The sequence below is a fragment of the Kineococcus xinjiangensis genome (assembly GCF_002934625.1).
GTDB lineage: Bacteria > Actinomycetota > Actinomycetes > Actinomycetales > Kineococcaceae > Kineococcus_A > Kineococcus_A xinjiangensis.
This window is the reverse complement of the sequence record NZ_PTJD01000005.1, coordinates 25,463-44,508: the sequence shown is the minus strand read 5'-3', so window position 1 is coordinate 44,508 and position 19,046 is coordinate 25,463. Positions and strand designations below refer to the sequence as shown.

13 protein-coding genes are annotated in these 19,046 nt (G+C 73.3%); 8 read left to right on the top strand and 5 right to left on the bottom strand.

Features of this window, described 5'->3' with window-relative positions:
• Window positions 1-168: 168 nt before the first annotated feature.
• Both CLV92_RS08215 and CLV92_RS08210 read left to right on the top strand, forming a co-directional pair.
• Window positions 169-1,602 (top strand): DUF4331 domain-containing protein, encoded by a 1,434-nt coding sequence (locus CLV92_RS08215; RefSeq protein WP_104432342.1) that lies wholly within the window; start codon window positions 169-171, stop codon window positions 1,600-1,602.
• Between the two features lie 64 nt (window positions 1,603-1,666).
• Window positions 1,667-4,003, top strand: a complete 2,337-nt coding sequence (locus CLV92_RS08210; protein WP_104432341.1) for a DUF4331 family protein — start codon at window positions 1,667-1,669, stop codon at window positions 4,001-4,003.
• 114 nt (window positions 4,004-4,117) lie between these two features.
• Here the strand turns inward: CLV92_RS08210 and CLV92_RS08205 are convergent, their stop codons facing one another.
• From CLV92_RS08205 to CLV92_RS08190, 4 genes are all read right to left on the bottom strand, one after another.
• A complete protein-coding gene (locus CLV92_RS08205; protein WP_104432340.1) occupies window positions 4,118-4,558 on the bottom strand; it encodes a hypothetical protein in 441 nt (146 codons plus the stop codon).
• Between the two features lie 102 nt (window positions 4,559-4,660).
• The gene (locus tag CLV92_RS21930) at window positions 4,661-6,541 is read right to left on the bottom strand and encodes a HoxN/HupN/NixA family nickel/cobalt transporter (RefSeq protein WP_104432339.1); all 1,881 of its coding nucleotides are present in this window, start codon (window positions 6,539-6,541) and stop codon (window positions 4,661-4,663) included.
• A complete protein-coding gene (locus CLV92_RS08195) occupies window positions 6,538-7,857 on the bottom strand; it encodes a tetratricopeptide repeat protein (protein WP_104432338.1) in 1,320 nt (439 codons plus the stop codon). Before CLV92_RS08195 ends, CLV92_RS21930 begins: the two co-directional genes overlap by 4 nt.
• Before the next feature lie 190 nt (window positions 7,858-8,047).
• Entirely contained in the window at window positions 8,048-9,070 is a 1,023-nt protein-coding gene (locus CLV92_RS08190) for a YihY/virulence factor BrkB family protein (RefSeq protein ID WP_245886569.1), read from the bottom strand.
• A gap of 175 nt (window positions 9,071-9,245) precedes the next feature.
• On the opposite strand from CLV92_RS08190, the gene glgX reads away from it, so the two are divergent.
• Entirely contained in the window at window positions 9,246-11,384 is a 2,139-nt protein-coding gene (gene glgX, locus CLV92_RS08185; RefSeq protein WP_170112735.1) for a glycogen debranching protein GlgX, read from the top strand.
• Window positions 11,381-13,876: a malto-oligosyltrehalose synthase gene (gene treY, locus CLV92_RS08180; RefSeq protein WP_104432336.1), complete on the top strand. Its 2,496-nt coding sequence runs from the start codon at window positions 11,381-11,383 to the stop codon at window positions 13,874-13,876. Before glgX ends, treY begins: the two co-directional genes overlap by 4 nt.
• Window positions 13,877-13,968: 92 nt before the next feature.
• Here the strand turns inward: treY and CLV92_RS08175 are convergent, their stop codons facing one another.
• Window positions 13,969-14,253, bottom strand: coding sequence for a CDGSH iron-sulfur domain-containing protein (locus CLV92_RS08175; RefSeq protein WP_104432335.1), 285 nt, complete (start codon window positions 14,251-14,253; stop codon window positions 13,969-13,971).
• Between the two features lie 53 nt (window positions 14,254-14,306).
• Between CLV92_RS08175 and CLV92_RS08170 the strand changes: the two genes are divergently transcribed.
• From CLV92_RS08170 to CLV92_RS08155, 4 genes are read left to right on the top strand one after another with little or no spacing between them, the layout of a single operon-like run.
• The gene (locus tag CLV92_RS08170; RefSeq protein WP_104432334.1) at window positions 14,307-15,422 is read left to right on the top strand and encodes an iron-containing redox enzyme family protein; all 1,116 of its coding nucleotides are present in this window, start codon (window positions 14,307-14,309) and stop codon (window positions 15,420-15,422) included.
• A 1-nt stretch (window position 15,423) separates the two neighbouring features.
• Window positions 15,424-16,503, top strand: coding sequence for a glycosyltransferase family 2 protein (locus tag CLV92_RS08165; protein ID WP_211290978.1), 1,080 nt, complete (start codon window positions 15,424-15,426; stop codon window positions 16,501-16,503).
• Between the two features lie 4 nt (window positions 16,504-16,507).
• The gene (gene treZ, locus CLV92_RS08160; RefSeq protein ID WP_245886567.1) at window positions 16,508-18,343 is read left to right on the top strand and encodes a malto-oligosyltrehalose trehalohydrolase; all 1,836 of its coding nucleotides are present in this window, start codon (window positions 16,508-16,510) and stop codon (window positions 18,341-18,343) included.
• Entirely contained in the window at window positions 18,340-19,041 is a 702-nt protein-coding gene (locus CLV92_RS08155; RefSeq protein ID WP_104432333.1) for an NUDIX hydrolase N-terminal domain-containing protein, read from the top strand. Before treZ ends, CLV92_RS08155 begins: the two co-directional genes overlap by 4 nt.
• Window positions 19,042-19,046: the final 5 nt, after the last annotated feature.

The window sequence follows — 19,046 nt, the reverse complement described above, 5'->3', positions numbered from 1 at the left end:
CGCGTCGGTGTCCCGCTGGGAGAAGCCATCAAGGGGGATGGCGCGCATCCGTCCGTCGTCCGGTGCGTGGAACAGGGGTGAGATGTCGCACACGGCCCCCGACCGGGCCCATTCCTGATCGCGGCGTCGCCGGGAAGGCGACGACCCACTCGCTTCACGAGGAGACCCATGGAACGACCATCAGGGACGCCGCGGCGGCACCGCGCCGCCAAGGGAGCCGGCGCCGTGCTCACCGGACTCGCCGCGATGACCGTCGCCACGCTGGGGGCCAACCCCAGTTCCGCGTCGAGCCACCGCGAGGCACCATACATCGCGGGTGACCCGCGAGCCGACAACACCGACGTCTACGCGTTCGTCAGTCCGGACGCACCGGACACGGTGACGCTGATCGCGAACTGGTGGCCGATGGAGGAGCCCGACGGCGGGCCCAACTTCTACCGCTTCGCCGACGGCGTGGCCTACGACATCGAGATCGACAACAACGGTGACGCCCAGCCGGACGTGACCTACCGGTGGGTGTTCACCAGCACCTACCGCAATCCGAACACCTTCCTCTACAACTTCGGCCCCGTGACCACCGTCCGCGACGCCGACCTGAACTTCCTCCAGACCTACGACCTCCAGGTCCGGCAGGGCAACGGCGCCTTCACCACCATCGCGGACGACCAGCCGGTCGCACCGTCGAACGTGGGCAAGGCCTCGATGCCGGACTACGCGGCGGTGAGGGCCGGTGCGGTCGTCGGCGTCGCCGGCGGCCTGACGTCGTTCGCCGGGCAGGCCGACGATCCCTTCTTCCTGGACCTTCGGGTCTTCGACCTCCTCTACGGCGGCGACCTGTCGAAGACCGGCCACGACACCCTGGACGGCTACAACGTCCAGACCATCGCGCTGAAGGTTCCCAAGTCGACGCTGGCGCTCGCCGGCGACCCCACGGCCAACCCGGTCATCGGCGTCGTCAGCACCACCTCCCGTCAGAGTCAGCGCGTCTTCCCCGCCACCGGGAGCCGTCAGGCCCCGACGGACAGCGGCGCCTACGTCCAGGTGTCACGACTCGGCAACCCGCTGGTCAACGAGGTCATCGTGCCCGTCCGCCTCAAGGACGCGTTCAACGCCTCCCGGCCCCCCGGTGATGCGACGTTCCTCTCCCTGGTGCAGAACCCGGAGGTGCCACGGCTCATCGAGACGATCTACGACGTCCCGGCACCGGCGACACCGCGCAACGACCTGGTCGAGGTCTTCCTGACGGGGATCTCGAGGGACGGCAACGGCCCGGCGGCCATCGAGGCGGACCTGAACGCCCACACGCTGAACGCCGGCGTGACCACGGCGGTTCCCTCGGAGCAGCTGCGGCTGAACATGGCGGTCCCGCCGACCGCCGACCCCAAGCGGCTGGGCGTCCTGGCGGGCGACCTCGCAGGCTTCCCCAACGGGCGGCGACTCGTCGACGACGTGGTGGACATCGAGCTGAAGGTCCTCCAGGGGGCCCTGTTCGGAACGAACACCGACGCGTTCACCGATGGCGTGGACGCCAACGACGTGCCGTTCGCGAGCACGTTCCCCTACGTCGCGCTCCCGCACGGCATCGCTGTGAACCGCAGCTGACCGGCTCCACCCCCGTCACCGGGTGGGCCGCACGGCGCACCCTTCCTGCTCGTGAGGGAGACCCATGCAACGACCAAGAACCGCGAGCCGCCGACGGCAGCTCGTGGCCGGGGTGGCGGCAGCCGCCACCGGCTTCGCCACACTTGCGGCGCTGGGGCCGGCACCGGGCTGGGCCTCCAGCCACCGCGAGGCGCCGTACATCGCCGGCGATCCTCGTGCCGACAACACCGACGTCTACGCGTTCGTCAGCCCGGACGCACCCGACAGCGTCACGTTCATCGCCAACTGGTGGCCGATGGAGGAGCCCGACGGCGGGCCCAACTTCTACCGCTTCGCCGACGGCGCCGCCTACGACATCGAGATCGACAACAACGCCGACGCCGTGGTGGACATCATCTACCGCTGGGTCTTCGAGAGCAGTTACCGCAACGGCAACACGTTCCTCTACAACACCGGCGTGGTGAGTTCGTTCGACGACCCGGACCTCAACTTCCGGCAGACGTACGACCTGCTCGTCAGCCGCGACGGCGGTGCGACGTTCACCACGGCCGCAGCCGACCAGCCGGTCGCGCCGTCCAACGTCGGACCGGCGTCGATGCCGAACTACGCGCAGCTCCGCCAGGAAGCCGTCAGGGAGCTTCCCGGCGGCGCGGGCAGATCCTTCGCCGGCCAGGCGGACGACCCGTTCTTCCTGGACCTGCGGATCTTCGACCTGCTGTACGGCGGTGACCTGTCGCTGCGCGGGAACGACACCCTCAACGGCTACAACGTGCAGAGCATCGCGCTGCAGGTGCCCAAGAGCGCCCTCGCCGCGCAGGGCAACCCGACGGCGAACCCGGTCATCGGGATCTTCAGCACCACCTCGCGGCCCGGGCTGCGGACGCTCAACCCGGACGGCACGGTCACGGAGTCCGGAGCCTTCGCCCAGGTCTCCCGGCTGGGCAACCCCCTGGTCAACGAGGTCGTGGTCCCCGTCGGCCTCAAGGACGCCTTCAACAACTCCCGGCCCTCCGGGGACGGCGACTTCCTCGGCCTCGTCCAGGACCCTGAGGTGCCTCGCCTCATCGAGAGCATCTACGACATCCCGGCGCCGGCGACGCCGCGCACCGACCTGGTGCAGGTCTTCCTCACCGGCGTCCCCGAGCTCACGGATCCCGCGATCAACGAGGTGGTCACGAACCCCACCCCCTCGGAGATGCTGCGGCTCAACATGAGCATCGCACCGACCCGCACCCCGGCCCGTCTCGGCGTGCTCGGCGGCGACCTCGCAGGCTTCCCCAACGGTCGCCGCCTCACCGATGACGTGGTCGACATCGGCTTGAAGGCCCTGCAGGGAGCCCTGCTCGGTGCCGACACGGCTGCCTTCACGGACCAGGTGGACGCCAACGACGTGCCCTTCGCGAACTCCTTCCCCTATGTGGCGCTGCCGCACAACAGCGCCGTCAACCTCTCGGAGTTCTCGGGGTTCAACCGGCTGGCCGGGGACGACCGGTTCGCCACGGCGGCGACCATCGCCCGCGAGACCTTCCGCGGCGCGCAGACCGCGGTCCTGGTCAACGGCGCAGACGAAGCCTTCCCCGATGCGCTCACCGCGAACTACGTCGCCGGCGACCGCAACGGCCCCCTCCTGCTGACCACCAGGGACAGCACCCCGGAGGCCACCATGCGGGCACTCACCGATCTGGGGGTCCGCAACGTGGTGCTCGTCGGTGGCACCGCGCGCATCTCACAGGCACAGCAGGACGCCCTCGCCCGGCAGTTCGTGGTGACGCGGATCGCGGGCGGGGACCGCTTCGCCACCGCCCGTGCCGCGGCGCTGGAGCCCGGTGCGGCCAACGTCGGCCAAGCCACGGCGGTCATCGCCAACGGGTTCCGCTGGCCGGACGCCCTCGTCGCCGGACCGCTCGCGTACGCGGGGCAGTTCCCGATCCTGCTCACGGCCGGTGAGTCCCTCTCCCCGGACGCGCGTGCGACCATCAGGGATCTGGGGATCAAGCGCGTCATCATCGCCGGCGGACCGGTCGCCGTCTCTCCCGAGACGGAGGCGACCCTCGTCAAGGACCTGGGGGTCGAGGTGGTCCGGCTCGGTGGCGCCGATCGCGGCGCCACGTCGATCGCGATCGCGCAGTTCGCGGTCGGTGAGCTCGGCTTCAACCCCACGCACGTCAACCTGGCGCGAGGTGACGTGCCGGCCGACACCCTGGCCGGCGGCCCGCACGCGGGTGTGGAGAGGTCGGCCATCGTGATGACCGTCAGCCCCACCGTCCTGGGCAACGCGGTGACCGAGTACCTCGCGCGGTCGTCGATCGCCCTGGAGCGCGGTCATGTGTACGGCGGTCCGAACGCCGTCACCGAGCCGGTCGTGGCGGCGGCGAGGGACGCGGCCAACAGCAACGACTGACTCTCCGTCCGCACGACAGCGCCCCCGCCGGCAGGTTCCGGCGGGGGCGCTGTCGTGCAGGCGGTCCGCCGTCCTCGGCCCGCCGCCGAGGTGAGCGGGCCGCGCCGCGGCGGTTCAAGAGAGGTCGACGCCGCAGGCCTGCAGGACCTCGTCGAGGGCCAGGCGCACGGCCTCGCCCTGATCGGTGGTGGACGTGCCGGCGTCCGCTCCCACCCGGAAGTGGCCCATGGCGGTCCGCAGTTCCCGCGTCGCCTCCGCGACCGCGGGTTCTGCCGCGGAGGTCTGCTCGCGCAGCTGTGCCTGCGCCCGTGCGTAGCCCTCGGCGGCGGCCGTGGCCTCGACGTCACCGGCTGCCATTCCCCGCTGCACGCGCTCGACGTCGAGCAGGGCGGTGCCCATGTCCCGGCAGGGCCCCGCGCGCAGGTCCTCGGCCTCGAACCGGGGTGCCGAGGCATCGGTGCAGGCGGTCGCCGTCCCGGTGAGCGCCGCTGCCATCAGCGCCGCGGCACCCAGCCGCCCCAGACGCCCGTCACGCCGCCGCGCGGTCCCATCCATCCCACAGCCCTCCGGTCCGCCCGGGAGGTCCGCTGACGCGGACGGCGGCTCCCGACCTCACCGGCGACTCTAGTGCGGGTGCAAGGCCGGAACCGGGACCTGTCAGCCCAGCAGGGCTGCGGTGAGGACCCCCCGCAGCACGAGGACCGCCCCGACGGTGACGATGATCCCGGCCGTGACCAGCGGCAGCGCGGCGAGGATCCTCGCGGCGCGCCCGCTCCGGAGCCACCCGAAGCGCTCCCCGCCGACGGAGCGTTCGAGCAGTCGGCGGGCGCGCAGCAGCAGCAGACCCGCCGCGGTCAGGGTCAGGGCCATGCCGAGGCCGTAGGCCACGACGAGCAGGACCCCGAAGGCCGCCCGCCCCGCGGCGTTGGCGGCGAGGAGCACCACGAGCGCAGAAGGGCTCGGCACCAGGCCCCCGGCCACCCCCATGACCGCCAGGGAGCGCATCCCGAGCGGCTTGGTCGGGTCGGGGAGCACATGGGTGTGGGCTCCGAAGCCGTGGTCGTGGGAGACCGTGATCACTCGTTCCGCGGGAGCGGCGACCGCCACCACCGCGGTCTCGTCCCGAGCCGGCGCATCACGCTCGTCCTGGTCGACGAGCCCCGTGGACGTGCCGGTCCCGACCGACTGCAGAGCCGGGGAGACGCGACCGTGGTCGTGCGCGTGATCGTGATCGTGGTCGTGCCCGTGGTCGTCGTCGTGGTCATGCCCGTGGCCGTGGTCGTCGCCGTGGCCATGGCCATGGCCGTGCCCGTGGCCGTGGTCGTCGTCGTGGCCGTGCCCGTGGTCGTGCCCGTGGCCGTGCCCGTGGCCGTGCCCGTGCCCGTGGCCCTGGCCGTGGCCATGGCCGTGCGCGTGGCCGTGGCCGTGGCCCTGGCCGTGGTCGTGTCGGGACGCCGCCAGCACGGCGCGGCGTCGGCGGACGGCACGCACCGCGAGGTAGACCCCCACTGCCGCGAGCAGCAGCCCGCTGACCACCTGCATCCCTGCGAGCAGGTGCTCGGAGGCCAGCGCCCGGTACACGAGGAGCAGCACGCCGAGCAGGAGGACACCGGCGGTGTGGGTGAAGGTCACGATGCCCCCGAGCAGCAGCGCCTGCCGCCGCGTCCCCTCCTGCCCGACGAGGTAGGCGGCCATGACGGTCTTGCCGTGGCCGGGGGCCAGCGCGTGCCCGGCACCGAGCACCACCGCGAGCGCGACGACCCCCAGGGCCAGCAGCAACCTGAGGTCCTCCTGCGCCAGGAGACCAGCGAACGCCTCGGTCAGCCGGTCGGTGCCGGGCAGCACACCAGGGGCCGCCGGGGCGGCGTCGCTCCTGTCGTCCAGGAGGCGGGCCCCGCCGGGGCGCACCTGGAGCTGCGCGGACCGCACGTCGGCGACGTCTCCCGCCTCCGCTTCGTCGGGGTACTCGCGCAGGCCGTCGGTCGGGCTCTGCGTGGGGACGTCGGAGGCGATCGCCGTCGTCCCGTCGAAGACCGCCGTCACCTCGCGCCAGCCGTAGCGGCCCGGGTAGGACTCGTCCCGGTAGGTGATGTCGGTGGGGCCGTCGACCTCGACGGGCGCACTGAGGCGGCACTCCAGCCGGGTGACCTGCAATCCGCCCTGACCGGGGAAGAGCTGCATCGACGACTCACCCGCGGACAACGCGCGAGCGGTGCCGTCCACGACGAGGCTGAGGGTGCGCGCCGTGTCGGAGCATGCCGACGCGGCATACGCCGACGCTTCCGAGGAGACGATCTCACCGTCCCCGTCCCCGTCGACGGACGGCAGGAGCTGCACTGTCCGGATCTCGGCGAGATCGGTGGTGTGGTCGACGACGACCCGGTCCGGCTCGATCCGCAGCTGGCTGGCCACGTTCGTCGAGGCGTTGCCCAGCGGGTGCGCCGCGGCGGAACCGGCCGGCCCCACGACGAGGACCGCCCCGATCAGCAGACCGGCGAGGGCACCTGCCGTACGTCGCTCGGCGGCGAGCCGCCTCACCCGGGTACGCCCAGCCGGGCGAGCTCGGCGCGCGCGGTGGGCGCCTGCAGGAGCGAGAAGTGGGGATTGATCGCGAGCGCCGTCCGCAGGCTCTCGCGTGCCCGGTCGTCGAGGTGGAGCGCCGCCTCGATCATGCCCTTGTGGAAGTGGAACGATGCGCTGCGGGTACCCAGCCGGAGAGCGTTCTCGGCGTGGGGCAGAGCCTCCGCGTGGCGGCCGTTGAGGTGCAGGGCCCACGCGAGGGCGTCCTCGGTGTGGATGGTCTGCCGGACCCGGTGCTCGGCCTGGGCCAGCTCCAGCGCCTTCGCGGGGTCCCCGTGGTCCGCGGCGAACAGGGCGGCCTCGAGATCGGCGCGGCCGCCGTTCGCCTCGATCAGCTGGATCTGCGCCTCCACCACCGCGTACTGCTCCTGCGCGTCCTCGGTGCGGCCCGTCGCGGCGAGCAGGTCGCCGAACTCGCTCGCGTACTGCGGGAGCGGCAGAGCTTCGAGGACACGCCGGTAGTCCGCCTCGGCGCGCTCCACGTCTCCGCGGGCCGCGGCGACCTTGGCGGATCCGGCGACGGGCGGCAGCCAGCCCGGGTCGAGCGCAGCGGCCTCCCCGTACCGGGCCTCCGCCGTGTCGAGGTCACCGGAGTTGAAGGCCAGTTCGCCCAGGTAGAAGGCCGCGAACGCCGCACCGGCGGGCGAGTGGGCCATGTCGCGAGCCTGCTCGAGCGCTGCGCGGGCACCTGCGCCGTCACCGCGCAGTTCACGCAGGTAGGAGACGCGCGTCAGGACCGAACCGTCCGGATTGAGGTCCGCCATCCGCTGCAGCGCCACCTCGGCCTCTTCGTAGCGCCCCAGCTCCACCAGTCCGTCGGTCAGCACACCGTAGGCGGAGGCGTCGTACGCGTTGATCTCGAGGGATCGACGGGCGAGGTCCACGGCGGCGGTGAAGTCGTGCCGCGCCGCGGCGAGCCCCGCCTGGCCGGTCAGCGCCTTGGCGTTGTCCTCGGGTTGCACGCGCAGCGACTCCGCGAACGCCTTCTCCGCCTGCAGGTAGAGACCTGCGTCACCGCTCACCCGGGCCTGCTCGACGTACGCGGAGCCGAGCGCGGCCCAGGCCACCCAGTCGCCGGGGAGCCGCTCGACCCGGCTCTGCAGGGCCTGGAGGGGCCCGGGTCGTGCGGTGCTCACCCGCGCCACCTCGCCGCCGCCCCCCGGAGCGCGGGCCGGCTCGTCATCGCCGAGGGCGACGCTGCCCACCGTGAACAGCGCCAGGCCCAGCCCGAGCGTGCCACCGGCAAGAGCCAGACGCCGTACCAGTGTGTTCATCCCTGCGGACCTCCGACGTGTCTCCCCGCACCGGCATCGCTGACGGTGCGTGCCCTAACCTTCGCACACGGTCCACACGGGGGTAAGGGCTCGCACGTTCCGCCCCGCGCGAGGCGCGTCCGGCGCCGAGGAGCTCCGCTGAGGCGGCGCTGCGTGCCCGCCCCCGGCGCCTTCGGGTTCCGCCCTGCGCTCAGGGTCGCCACAACCGCTGCTGCGTGGCGGAGCCGCGGGCCTCCTCGCGGGCGCGGGCGCGCTCCTCGTCGGGCCAGAGCCGGTCCAGGGTGGAGTTGAACGCCGCACCGACGAGCACCGCGATGGCGAGGACGTAGAGCCAGAACAGGACGACGATCGGCGAGGCCAGCGGCCCGTACACCGACGAGCCGCCGATCGAGGCCGCGATCACCCCGCGCAGCAGCGTGGAGGTGGCCACCCACAGCAGCAGCGCGACCACCGCCCCGGGCAGGTCGCGCCGCCAGCGGCTCCGCACCGGCGTGGCGATGTGGTAGAGCGTGCCGAGACCGGCCACGGTGAGGACGACGACGACCGGCCAGTACAGGGCGATGAGGAAGTCCACCTGCGACGGCAGCCACCCGCCGAGCAGGCGGGGGCCGATCAGCACGAGCGGCAGCACCACCACGCCGAGCAGCAGGCACAGCACGTACAGGCCCAGCGACAGCAGCCGGTTGCGCACGATGCCGCGCACCCCGCCCAGCCCGTACATGATCGAGATGGTGTCCACGTAGACGTTGAGGGCGCGCGAGCCGGACCAGACGGAGAACGCGAAGGCCACGAGGGTGACGTCGGCCCGGCCGGTGGTGGTCACCGCGTCGAAGGTGGGGAGGACGACGGAGGCGACGACGTCGGAGGTCAGGACCGGCTCGGTCAGGGCCACGATCTCCGAGCGCACCGCTGCGACGTCGTCGAGGCCGATCCAGCGCCCCAGGTAGCCCAGGCAGGCGACGAGGCCCAGCACCAGCGGCGGCAGGGACAGCAGCGCGAAGAAGCCCCCCTCGGCGGCGAGCCCGGTCACCCGGTACTGCATGCACACGGAGACGGTGCCCACGAGGAGGTCGCGGGCACCGCGGGCGAGGCCGCGCAGCCGGCCGGCGGCGGCGCGCACGAACCGGCCCGGGAGAGCGCTCAGCCGCCCGGGGGCGCCCGCCCACCGGGCACGGGCCTCCCCCGCAACCCGGCGCACGACATGCGGCTGCACGGCCGACACGTTATCGGCGCGGAGCCCGGCGCCGGGGCGGGCACCTCCAGTCGTGCGCCGGGCCCGCACCCGACAGAATGACCGGGATCGACGGACGCCCGGGAGCGGGACCGGAGGCCCCGCCCGGGCGCCGGTGCTGCCCCGGGTCCGCAACGAGCACGGAGGAGCACGACCGATGCAGATCTGGCCAGGACGGCCCTACCCGCTGGGCGCGACCTACGACGGCGCTGGCACCAACTTCGCGCTGTTCTCCGAGGTCGCGCACCGGGTCGAGCTCTGCCTCGTCGGCGAGGACGGCACCGAGACCCGGATCGACATGCCCGAGGTCGACGGCTTCGTGTGGCACGCCTACCTGCCCTCGGTGCTGCCCGGGCAGCGCTACGGCTTCCGCGTGCACGGGCCCTTCGACCCGGCCAACGGCCACCGCTGCCAGCCCGAGAAGCTGCTGCTGGACCCCTACGCCAAGGCGATCGACGGCCAGGTCGACGGGGACGAGTCGCTCTTCTCGTACCACTTCCTGGACAACGGCAAGATCAACAACGCGGACAGCGCGGGTCACACCATGCTCTCCGTGGTGGTCAACCCGTTCTTCGACTGGGGCAACGACCGCCGCCCGGGGCACGAGTACCACGAGAGCGTGATCTACGAGGCCCACGTCAAGGGCCTGACGATGACCCATCCCGGCATCCCGGACGAGATCCGGGGCACCTACGCGGGCCTCGCCCACCCGGCGATGATCGAGCACCTGAAGGAGCTCGGCATCACCGCCGTGGAGCTGATGCCGGTGCACCAGTTCGTGCAGGACACCCACCTGGTGGAGAAGGAGCTGTCCAACTACTGGGGCTACAACACCATCGGCTTCTTCGCCCCCCACAACTCCTACTCCTCCACCGGCCAGCGCGGCCAGCAGGTGCAGGAGTTCAAGTCCATGGTGCGGGCGCTGCACGAGGCCGACATCGAGGTCATCCTCGACGTCGTCTACAACCACACCGCCGAGGGCAACCACATGGGCCCGACCCTGTGCTTCCGCGGCATCGACAACGCCAACTACTACCGGCTCGTCGACGGCGACCAGGCGCACTACTTCGACACCACCGGCACGGGCAACAGCCTGCTCATGCGCTCCCCGCACGTGCTCCAGCTGATCATGGACTCACTGCGGTACTGGGTGACGGACATGCACGTCGACGGCTTCCGCTTCGACCTCGCCGCCACCCTGGCCCGCCAGTTCCACGAGGTCGACCGCCTCTCCGCGTTCTTCGACATCGTCCAGCAGGACCCGGTCATCTCCCAGGTGAAGCTCATCGCCGAGCCGTGGGACGTCGGCGACGGCGGCTACCAGGTCGGAGGGTTCCCGCCCCTGTGGACGGAGTGGAACGGGAAGTACCGCGACACCGTCCGCGACTTCTGGCGCGGCGAGCCGCAGACGCTGGGCGAGTTCGCGAGCCGGCTGTCCGGCTCCAGCGACCTCTACGAGCACACCGGCCGCAAGCCCATCGCGAGCATCAACTTCGTCACCGCCCACGACGGCTTCACGCTGCGCGACCTCGTCTCGTACAACGACAAGCACAACGACGCCAACGGCGAGGGCAACGCCGACGGGGAGAGCCACAACCGCTCCTGGAACTGCGGCGTCGAGGGCCCCACCGACGACCCGGACATCATCGCGCTGCGCGCGCGGCAGCAGCGGAACCTGCTCACCACGCTGCTGCTGAGCCAAGGCGTGCCGATGATCCTGCACGGCGACGAGATGGGCCGCACCCAGGCCGGCAACAACAACGTCTACTGCCAGGACAACGAGACCGCCTGGGTGGACTGGAGCCTCGACGGGACGCAGCAGGAGCTGCTGGAGTACGCCAAGCGGGTGGTGGCGCTGCGCCGCACCGAGCCCGTGTTCCAGCGCCGCCGGTTCTTCTCGGGGGACTCCCGCCACGGCGACTCCGAGATCGGCGACATCCAGTGGTTCACGCCCGCGGGCGAGGAGATGCGCGACACCAACTGGTCCGACCCCTCGCGCGGATGCGTCATGGTCTTCCTCAACGGGGAGGCCATCCCCGAGCCCGACCGAAGGGGCCAGCGCATCGTCGGGGACTCGTTCCTCATCCTGTTCAACCCCTGGCACGAGGACGTCACGTTCACGCTGCCGGACGCCGCCTACGGTGACGACTGGCACCTGCGCCTCGACACCGCCGACGACCAGGTGGGAGTGGTCAACATCTTCACCGACGAGACGGCCTTCGGGCCGGGGACGAAGCTCCCCGTGGCGTCGCGTTCCATCACCGTCCTCGCCCGCCCGCCGGCGGAGTCGGCATGACGGCGGAGCCGGGCGCGCAGCGCCGCGAGCGGGTCGTGCCGACCGGCACCTACCGCTTCCAGATCCAGGGTGCCTTCACCTTCGACGACGCCGCCGCGCAGGTGGCCTACGTCGACTCCCTCGGGGTCTCGCACGCCTACCTCTCCCCCGTGCTGGCGGCCACGAAGGGCTCCACCCACGGCTACGACGTCGTCGACCACTCCCGGCTGAACCCGGAGGCGGGCGGCCGGGAGGGCTTCGACCGGCTCACGGACGCGCTCGCGGAGCGCGGCCTGGCCGCGGTCGCCGACGTGGTCCCCAACCACATGGCCGTCCCGACGCCCGCGTCGGCGAACCGGCAGCTGTGGTCGGTGATGCGGGAGGGTCCGGCGTCGCCGTTCGCGAAGTGGTTCGACGTGGACTGGTCGGTTCCCGACCGCGCCCTGCTGGTGCCGGTGCTGGGGCAGCGGATCGGGCAGGTGCTGGCCGCCGGCGAGATCTCGCTGGACAGCAGCGGCGCCGAGCCGGTGCTGCGCTACTACGAGCACGTCTTCCCCGTCCGGCCCGGCACGGAGCACCTGCCGCTGCCGAAGCTGGTGGACCGGCAGTGGTACCGCCTGGCGCACTGGCGGGTCGCCGACGAGGAGCTGAACTACCGGCGCTTCTTCGACGTGGACACCCTCGCCGCGATCCGGGTGGAGGACGAGGAGGTCTTCGCCGCCTCCCACGAGCTCCTGCTGGACCTGCTGCACAACGGCCGCCTCGACGGCCTGCGCATCGACCACCCCGACGGGCTGGCGGACCCGGCCGGCTACCTGCGCCGGCTGCGCGCGGCGACCGACCGCGGCGACGGCGGCGCCTGGGTGGTCGTGGAGAAGATCCTCGAGGGCGACGAGGCGCTCGTCTCGGACTGGGCCTGCGACGGCACCACCGGCTACGACGCGCTGCACGTGGTCGGCGGGCTGTTCCTCGACCCCGCCGGCGCGGCTCCCCTGCTCGCGCACTACACCACCCTCACCGGCGACACCGCCGACTTCCACGAGGTCGTCGACCGCGCCAAGCGCGAGGTCGTGGAGCACGGGCTGTACGCCGAGGTGCACCGCCTCGTCGACCTGCTCGTCGAGATCTGCCACGCCGACGTCGACCTGCGCGACCACACCCGCCGCGGCCTGCACGAGTCCGTCGTGGAGCTGCTGGTGGCGATGGACCGCTACCGCGCCTACGTCGTGCCGGGCGAGCCCGCGCCGGAGGAGTCGGTGCGGGTCGTCACGGCGGCGACGGAGCGGGCGCGCCACCACCTGCCCGCCGAGCGCCACGACACCCTGCAGGTGGTGGCGGACCTCGCGCTGGGCCGCGGTGCCACCGACTCCGTCGGCGACGGCGTCGGCTCGGCGGCCAAGCAGGCCGAGTTCGTCATCCGGTTCCAGCAGACGTGCGGGCCCGTGATGGCCAAGGGCGTGGAGGACACCGCCTTCTACCGCTGGTTCCGGCTCTCCTCGCTCAACGAGGTCGGCGGGGACCCGGCGCGCTTCGGCGTGGCCCCGGAGGAGTTCCACGCCTACTCCTCCCGCATGGCCCGGGACTGGCCCGCGACCATGACGACGCTGTCCACCCACGACACCAAGCGCAGCGAGGACGTCCGGGCGCAGCTGTCCGGGCTGTCGGAGCGGCACGAGGAGTGGCACCAGGCGCTGACGTCCTGGCGGGAGGCCGCCGGCGCCCACCGCGAGGCGGAGCTCGACGCGCGCACCGAGGTCCTGATCTGGCAGAGCATCGTGGGCACGTGGGGCACGCAGGGGCCGATCAGCAGCGACCGCCTCGTCGCCTACCTGGAGAAGGCCACCCGGGAGGCGAAGGACCACACCACGTGGACCTCCCCGGACGAGGCCTACGAGACGGCGGTGCGCCGCTTCGTCGAGGGCGTCCTGGGCGACGAGACGCTGATGGCGGGCGTCGGGGAGTTCGTGGCGGCGCTGGCCACCTCGACCCGCACGGCGGTGCTGGGGCAGAAGCTGCTGCAGCTCGTCATGCCCGGCGTTCCGGACGTCTACCAGGGCAGCGAACTGGTGGACCTCTCCCTCGTCGACCCCGACAACCGCCGGCCGGTGGACTACGCGGAGCGCCGGCGGCGCCTGGAGGCGCTCGACGGCGGCGGGAAGCCCTCCGACCTCGACGACGAGAAGCTGCTGGTGACCTCGCGCGTGCTGCGGCTGCGCCGGGAGCACCGGGAGTGGTTCCTCGGCCCGGACGCGACGTACGCGCCGGTGCCGACGACGACGGGTCACGCGGTCGCGCTGGCGCGGGGCGACGCCGCGGGCGCGCGGGTCATCGCCGTCGCCACCCGGCTGCCGGTCGCGCTGGAGCGCAACGGCGGCTGGGGGGAGCACACCCTGACCCTGCCGGAGGGGCGGTGGCGGTGCGCGCTCAGCGGCGTGACGGCCACCGACAGCAGCGTGCGCCTCGCCGACCTGCTGCAGCGCCTGCCGGTGGCGCTGCTGGTGCGCGAGGACTGACGCCTCCGGCCACGGAACGGCGCGCGAGACGGCGGCCCACCCCTGAGGGGGTGGGCCGCCGTCGGCGTCAGCACCGGGTGGGCCGGCTCAGTTCACGGGCGCACGTCCTGGCGGGGGACGCCGGAGCGGGAGCGCGCCTTGTGGGCGCCGTCGCAGTAGGGCGCGATGCCGGTCTTCCCGCAGCGGCACAGCGCCACGGTCGCCCGCCGCCGTTCGACGGGACGTCCCTCGGTGTCCACGATCCGTGCGGGGCCGCGCACCAGCAGCGGGCCGTCGGGACAGACGACGACCGTCACCTCGTCGGTGTCGCGGGGACCGTGCGCGAGGTCACGGTCCAGGTCGTCACGTCCGGTTGCCTCGGCGCAGAACTCGTCCATGCTCTGACCATGCCGTACCCGCCGCGCCCGCGCAGAAGGAGAGCTCCGTCCCGATGACCGCAACCCTGCCCGTGCCCAGCACGACCGGTGACCTCGCCCCTTCCGCCCCGCTCCGCGCCGCCGCGGCCACGGACGGGCGGCTGCCCCTGCCGGGGGCGCGCGGACCGCTCAGCGCCGCCCTCCTCGAGGTCCTCACGTCCGCCCGCGACGGCTCGGCGCCGCTCGTGCGGGAACTGCCGGAACTGGCACGCGCCGCGGCGGCCGGTGACGTCGTCCGCGACGAGGACGTCCAGCTCAGCCTCGCGCTGCTCTACGAACTGCACTACCGGGGCCTGCGCGGCGTGGACGACTCCTGGGAGTGGGACACCGGCCTCCTCGGGGTGCGGGCGACGCTGGAGACCGCGTTCGAGGCCGCGATCCGGGAACTGGTCGAGGTGCCGGACGTGGCGCCGGAGGACGTGGCCGAGACCCTGTTCACGATGGCCGCGGAGGACGACGGTCCGCCGCTGTCGCGCTACCTGTGCCGCAACGCCACGCTGGAGCAGTTCCGCGAGTTCCTGGTGCACCGCTCCGCGTACCACCTGAAGGAGGCGGACCCGCACACGTGGGCCATCCCTCGGCTGGGCGGGGTGCCGAAGGCCGCGCTGGTGGAGGTGCAGGCCGACGAGTACGGCGGTGGGCGCCCGGAGCGCATGCACGCGGCCCTCTTCGCCCGCACGATGCGCGCGGCCGGCCTCGACGACTCCTACGGCGCCCACCTCGACCGGATTCCCGCGACGACGCTCGCGGGGACCAACGCGATGTCGATGTTCGGCCTCAACCGCCGCCTCGTCGGCGCGATCGTCGGGCACCTCGCTGTCTTCGAGATGACCTCCTCCATCCCCAACCGGCTGTACGGCAACGGGATGCGCCGGCTCGGCTTCGACCGCGACGCGACGTGGTTCTTCGACGAGCACGTCGAGGCCGACGCCGTGCACGAGCAGATCGCCGGCCGCGACCTCGCCGGCGGCCTGGCCGTGCAGCAGCCGGAGCGGGCGGGCGACGTGCTGTTCGGGGCGGCGGCCTGCCTGGCCCTCGACGCGGTCGCGGGGCGCCACCTGCTGGACAGCTGGGAGGCCGGGCGCAGCTCCCTGCGCGGCGTCGCCGCCCGCACGGGGAACGTCGCCTGAGGTGGCCCGGCGGCTGCCCCTGGAGATCGTCGTCCCGCTGCGCTGGGAGCCCGGCGCCGACCTCAGGGAGATGACGCACTACCTGCGCGAGCTGGCGCGGACGGCGGACGTCACGGTGGTCGACGGTTCCCCCGCGGAGGCCTTCGGCCTGCACGCCGCGGCGTGGGCGGGCACGGTCCGCCACCTGCGCCCGCTGCCGTGGCCGGGGCGCAACGGCAAGGTCGCGGGCGTGGTGACCGGAGTGCGCGCGGCCCGGCACGAGCACGTCGTGGTCGCCGACGACGACGTCCGTTGGGACGAGGCGGGGCTGCGGCGGATGGCCGCGCTGCTGGAGCGCGCCGACGTGGTGCGCCCGCAGAACGTGTTCTCCCCGCAGCCCTGGCACGCCCGCTGGGACACCGGCCGCACCCTCCTCAACCGCGCCCTGGGGGCGGACTACCCGGGGACGTTCGGCCTGCGCCGCAGCACCTTCTGCCGGATGGGCGGCTACGACGGCGACGTGCTCTTCGAGAACCTGCAGATGCTGCGCACGGTGCGCGCCGCGGGGGGCGTGGAACTGCGCGCCCCGGACCTGTTCGTGCTGAGGCGCCCGCCCACCGCCCGGCACTTCCTCGGCCAGCGCGTGCGGCAGGCCTACGACGACTTCGCCCAGCCCGCCCGGCTCGTCTGGGAGGCGAGCTGGCTGCCGGGCCTGCTCCTGGCGGGGCGCCGCCCCCGCCGCGGCGCGAGGGCCGCACTGGCCGCGGCGGCGACGGCCGTGGTGGTCGCCGAGGCCGGCCGCCGCCGTCACGGCGGGCGCGCGGCGTTCGGCCCGGGTGCCGCGCTGTGGGCGCCCGCGTGGGCCGCCGAGCGGACGGTGTGCGTGTGGCTGGCGATCCTCGCCCGGGCGCGCGGCGGGGTGCGCTACAGCGGCTCCCGGGTGCGCGACGCGGCGGTCCCGCCGGTGCTGCGGCCACCGCTGCAGCCCCTGCCGGAAAGGGCCCCGGAACCGCCGTCGCAACGCGCCGGCGACCGTGTCGCGGCCCGCTCCGGCGAGGGTCACGGGCCGGGTCGCGAGCGGGTGGCATCTCCGACAGGGTGACGCCATGGCTTTCTCGCTCATGGGGTCTCCCGCGCCCGCCTTCTCCGTGTGGGCGCCCGACGCGCAGCGCGTCGACCTGGACGTCGACCACGGCCAGGGGTTCCGCACCGTGCCGATGCAGCGCAGCGACGACCCGCGCCCCGGCTGGTGGACGGTGGACGCGGAGACGGCCGGCGGCGTGCCCGCCGAGGGGGTCCGCTACGCCTTCCGCGTCGACGGCGGCGACCCCACGCCGGACCCGCGCACGCCCTGGCAGCCGGACGGGGTGCACGCCCCCAGCGCCGTGCTGGACACCGGCGCGTTCGAGTGGACCGACGACACCTGGGCGGGCCGCGACGCGCGCGGAGCGGTGTTCTACGAGATGCACGTCGGGACGTTCACCCCCGAGGGGACGTTCGACGCCGCGCTCGAGCGGCTGGACCACCTCGTGGACCTCGGGGTCGACGTCGTCGAGGTGATGCCCGTCTCGGCCTTCGACGGCCGCTGGGGATGGGGCTACGACGGTGTGGCGCCGTACGCCGTGCACGAGCCCTACGGCGGCCCGCACGCCTTCGCGCGCTTCGTCGACGCCTGCCACGCCCGCGGTCTCGCGGTGGCGCTGGACTGCGTCTACAACCACCTCGGTCCCAGCGGGAACTACCTCAGCCGCTTCGGGCCGTACTTCACCGACAAGCACGACACCCCGTGGGGGTCGGCCGTCAACCTCGACGACACCGGCTCGGAGGAGGTGCGCCGCTGGATCGTCGACAACGCGCTGCGCTGGTTCCGCGAGTTCCACGTCGACGCCCTGCGCCTGGACGCCGTGCACGCCCTCGTCGACGACTCCGAGGTGCACGTCCTCACTCAGCTCGCCGACGAGACCGCGGCCCTGGCCCAGGAACTGGGGCGTCCGCTGTCCCTGGTGGCGGAGAGCGACCTCAACGACCCGGTCATGGTGACGCCCACCGCCTCGGGCGGCTTCGGCATGACGGCGCAGTGGGACGACGACGTCCACCACGCCATCCACGCCCTGCTCACCGGGGAACGTCAGGGCTACTACGCCGACTTCGGTTCGCTGGAGGTGATGGCGACCGCGCTGCAGGAGGCGTTCTGGCACGCGGAGCGACACTCCAGCTTCCGCGGCGAGGTGTGGGGCAGGCGGGTCGACCGCAAGGCCACGTCGGGGCACCGCTTCCTCGGCTACCTGCAGACCCACGACCAGGTCGGCAACCGGGCCGTCGGCGACCGCGTCGGGACGGGGCTCACGCTGGGGCGCAAGGCAGCCGGGGCCGCCCTCTACCTGACGGGCCCCTTCACCCCCATGATCTTCATGGGCGAGGAGTGGGCGGCGAGCACGCCGTGGCAGTTCTTCACCGACTTCCCCGACCCGGAGCTCGGTGCGGCCGTCAGCAAGGGGCGCCGCTCGGAGTTCGGCGAGCACGGCTGGAGCGCCGAGGACGTGCCCGACCCGCAGGACCCCGCCACCCGCGAGCGCTCCGTGCTGGACTGGAGCGAGCCGGGGCGCGAGGCGCACGAGCGGATCCTGCGCTGGTACCGCGACCTCATCGCGCTGCGCCGCGCCGAGGCGGACCTGCGCGACGCCGGCCTCAGCACGGTGGCGGTCGACACGGGCGCGGGGTCCGGCGAGGGCGACGACGGCTGGCTGGTGGTCCACCGCGGCCGCTTCCGCGTCGTCGTGAACCTGGGCCCGGCGCGGGAGGTCCCGCTGGACGCACCGGCGGGTCGCGTCGTGCTCGCGCTCGTCGCGGACGGCGACGAGGAGGTCACGTCGGCCTGCGAGGTCACGGGTGCGGGCGTGCGGATGGCGGGCGAGGGCTGCGCCGTGGTCGAACTGCGGTGACGCCTCCGGAGGACGTCCGGCCGGAGCCGGCGCAGCAGCTCGCCGCGGAGGAGCTCCCGGCCGCCGAGCGCATCCGGCGGGCGGCGGTGCTGCTGGCCGGGCTGGCCCAGTCCGGCCTCGCCTTCACGGCCGGGGACCCCGCCAAGGACTACGACACGTCGCGGTACTCGCTGATGCGGGAGTTGGCCGCGGAGATCCTCAGCGCGCAGTCCGGGTCCGACCGCGACGAGCTGCTGGTCCAGCTCGGCCGCGACAGCGGCTACGCCACCCCGAAGGTCGACGTGCGCGCGGCGGTCCTCGACGAGCAGGAGCGGTTCCTGCTCATGCGGGAGCGCAGCGACGGGCGCTGGTCCCTGCCCGGCGGCTGGGCGGACCCCGGCGACCGCCCCGGGCAGGCGGCGGAGCGGGAGGTCCTGGAGGAGACCGGCTACCCGGTGGAGGCCGTGAAGCTGGTCGCCGTCTGGGACCGCGACGCCCGCGGCCACGTGCCGCCGCTGCCCGTGGCGGTGCACAAGCTCTTCTTCCTGTGCCGGCAGGTCGGCGAACCGGTGGCCCCGCAGGCGCTGGAGACCCTGGAGGTCGGCTGGTTCGGGCTGCACGAGCTGCCGCCGCTGTCGCTGGGCCGGGTGCTGCCCTCGGAGCTGGAGACGGTGCTGGCCCACCACCGCGACCCGGGCCTGCCCACGGAGTGGGACTAGCACAT

Bases quoted from the DNA above. Each gene is read 5' to 3' on its own strand.
- CLV92_RS08215 (WP_104432342.1), top strand. From the start codon at position 169: ATGGAACGACCATCAGGGACGCCGCGGCGGCACCGCGCCGCCAAGGGA.
- CLV92_RS08210 (WP_104432341.1), top strand. From the start codon at position 1,667: ATGCAACGACCAAGAACCGCGAGCCGCCGACGGCAGCTCGTGGCCGGG.
- CLV92_RS08205 (WP_104432340.1), bottom strand. From the start codon at position 4,558: ATGGATGGGACCGCGCGGCGGCGTGACGGGCGTCTGGGGCGGCTGGGT.
- CLV92_RS08195 (WP_104432338.1), bottom strand. From the start codon at position 7,857: ATGAACACACTGGTACGGCGTCTGGCTCTTGCCGGTGGCACGCTCGGG.
- glgX (WP_170112735.1), top strand. From the start codon at position 9,246: ATGCAGATCTGGCCAGGACGGCCCTACCCGCTGGGCGCGACCTACGAC.
- treY (WP_104432336.1), top strand. From the start codon at position 11,381: ATGACGGCGGAGCCGGGCGCGCAGCGCCGCGAGCGGGTCGTGCCGACC.
- CLV92_RS08175 (WP_104432335.1), bottom strand. From the start codon at position 14,253: ATGGACGAGTTCTGCGCCGAGGCAACCGGACGTGACGACCTGGACCGT.
- CLV92_RS08170 (WP_104432334.1), top strand. From the start codon at position 14,307: ATGACCGCAACCCTGCCCGTGCCCAGCACGACCGGTGACCTCGCCCCT.
- treZ (WP_245886567.1), top strand. From the start codon at position 16,508: ATGGCTTTCTCGCTCATGGGGTCTCCCGCGCCCGCCTTCTCCGTGTGG.